The sequence below is a fragment of the Streptomyces sp. NPDC054847 genome (assembly GCF_053610925.1).
The window spans coordinates 1-2333 of the sequence record NZ_JBSGZJ010000687.1 but is presented as its reverse complement, the minus strand read 5'-3'; the positions used below and the strand labels follow the sequence as shown (position 1 = coordinate 2333).

Genomic DNA, 2333 nt, shown 5'->3' with positions numbered 1-2333 from the left:
TCGTTCGCGGACCAGACCCTGGCCCAGATCGAGCTGTTCACCAAGCCGCAGGAGTACCCGACCGACGTCTACGTGCTGCCCAAGCACCTCGACGAGAAGGTCGCCCGCCTCCACCTCGACGCCCTCGGCGTCAAGCTCACCACCCTGCGCCCGGAGCAGGCCGCCTACATCGGCGTCGACGTCGACGGCCCGTACAAGCCGGACCACTACCGCTACTGACGCCTGTCGGCGTCCACACCGACAGGCGGGGGGAGGGCCGCAGCCGCCGGCCCGGCCCTCCCCCGAGAGGCGCTCGCACACCGTCCCAAGAGGCAGCGGTACCTACTGCGGGCGTCTACGCTGCGCGGAAATCGCCCTGGAACCCTCCAAGGTCCACTTCCGGGGACGAGGCGTCGCCCGGGTCGACGGGCGTGTGCTCGGGCAGGAGATCGGCAACGGTCCTGGGGATGACAGGTTCTTGCAAGGTCGCTTACAGGTCGCCCGATCAGGATGGCGATCGATCGCTGCGCACCAGCCCCTGTTCGGGGTGTGCCTTCAGCGTTCTCAGTCCGCCGTCCTGCACAGGAGCATCCGTGAGTACTTCCATGAGCACCGCACTACGGTCCAAGCGCCGCGCCCTGCTGACCTCGGTAGGAGTGGGTGGAGCAGCAATCACGCTGGCGGTGGCCTCCGCCACAGCGGCCTATGCAAAATCGACGACGATCTACCAGGGCGACGACTTCGCCCTGATCGACAGCAACGGCCTTGTCACCATCTGCGACAAGGAGGCCGACGGCAACCAGGCGTACATCGACGTCAGGTGGGGACCGTCATTCATCCACAAGCGCACGTACGACGCCAACGGATCAGCGGCCGGCTGCTCCACCAAGGCGTACGACGATGGTGGCTTCTACGCGGTTCGGGTCTGCGAGGACAGGAACAACGCCTCTGACGCTTGCACCGGCAGGTACCTGTACTGGTAGGCCGATCCAAGACGCGAAGTGGTCCGGGACCCATTGGTCCCGGGCCTTCCTTGATGCCGTGAGGCGCTGGGCGCGGCGGGTGTTGCGGCAGCACGCCCGCTACACGGCTGAGGCGCAGTGACGGGCATGTTCGTCCGGCTGCGGACGTGGTGGAGGAGGTTCTCGTTACCTCGGTGACCTCTGACCCGGGAGGCTGTTTCGGCGCCGGGTGGCCGCGCCGGGCGGAGATCGCCACCTTGTCCGGGTGCGTGAGCCGCGGACACGCGGTCGGCCGAGCGTGCCCGGCTCACGCATCGCCCCCTGGGCCGGTGACCGCCGCCCGCTACCCCGGCAGCGCCGACCGGTCGAGCTTGCCGTGGGCGGTCACCGGGAGACGGTCCAGGTGGCGCACCTGCTGGGGGACCATGTGGGCGGGCAGGCGGGCGGCCAGTGCCGCGCGGACCGTGGCCGCCGGCACACTGTCGCGGTCGGCGACCACGTACGCGCACAGCGACTGGCCGCCGTGCTTGTCGGTGACCAACCGGCAGGCCGCGCCCGCCACGCCCGCGACCTTCCGCAGTGCCGCCTCGATCTCGCCGAGCTCGATACGGAAACCGCGCAGCTTGACCTGCCCGTCCTGGCGGCCCGCGTAGGCGAGCTGCCCTCCGGTGTCCGCGACGGCCCAGTCGCCGCTGCGGTAGAAACGGCCCTGTTCGGTGTCGACGAACCGGTCGGCGGTCAGCTCCGGCCGCCCGAGGTAGCCGTGGCTGACCCCGGGGCCGCCGACCCAGATCTCGCCGGGCTCGCCCACCGCCACCGGCCGGCCCTCCCCGTCGCGCAGAGAGACCGTCAGATGCGGCAGCGGCACACCGATCGGGGTGCGTCCGGCGGCCGCGGCCGCCAGCACGTCCGGCGTGAGCGGGCAGTAGGTGACGTGGACGGTGGTCTCCGTGATGCCGTACATGTTGACCAGCTGCGCACCGGGCGCGATGCCGGCCTGCCACCAGCGTTCGACGTCGGCCGCCACCAGCGCCTCGCCGCCGAAGACGACGCGGCGCAGCGCCGGCAGGCGCAGGTTCTCCGCGACGGCCTCCGCGGTCAGGTTCGCGAACGCGGAGGGCACCTGGTTGAGGACGGTGACGCCCCGGTCGGCGAGCAGACGGGCGAACTCCAGCGGGTCACTGGCCGCTTCGCGGTCGACGACGACCAGCCGGCCGCCGGACAGCAGCGGGCCGAACAGCTCCCAGACGCTGAAGTCGAAGCTCAGCGAGTGGAACAGCGTCCACACGTCCTCAGGGCCGGCCTCGAGCAGCGGCATGGCCGCGTCCAGCAGGGCCAGCACCTGGGCATGGCCGACCATGCAGCCCTTGGGGTTCCCGGTGGAGCCGGAGG

At 70.8% G+C, this 2333-nt stretch carries 3 protein-coding genes; 2 read left to right on the top strand and 1 reads right to left on the bottom strand.

What is annotated here, in order from left to right; translation table 11 throughout:
• The coding region (locus tag ACWGH4_RS34230) for an adenosylhomocysteinase (protein WP_453467705.1) at positions 1 to 219 on the top strand (219 nt) is incomplete at its 5' end.
• 353 nt (positions 220 to 572) lie between these two features.
• Positions 573 to 962, top strand: a complete 390-nt coding sequence (locus tag ACWGH4_RS34225) for a hypothetical protein (protein WP_453467703.1) — start codon at positions 573 to 575, stop codon at positions 960 to 962.
• A gap of 322 nt (positions 963 to 1284) precedes the next feature.
• On the opposite strand, the gene ACWGH4_RS34220 is transcribed toward ACWGH4_RS34225, so the two are convergent.
• Positions 1285 to 2333: AMP-binding protein (locus tag ACWGH4_RS34220; RefSeq protein WP_453467701.1), on the bottom strand; the 1049-nt coding region annotated here is incomplete at its 5' end.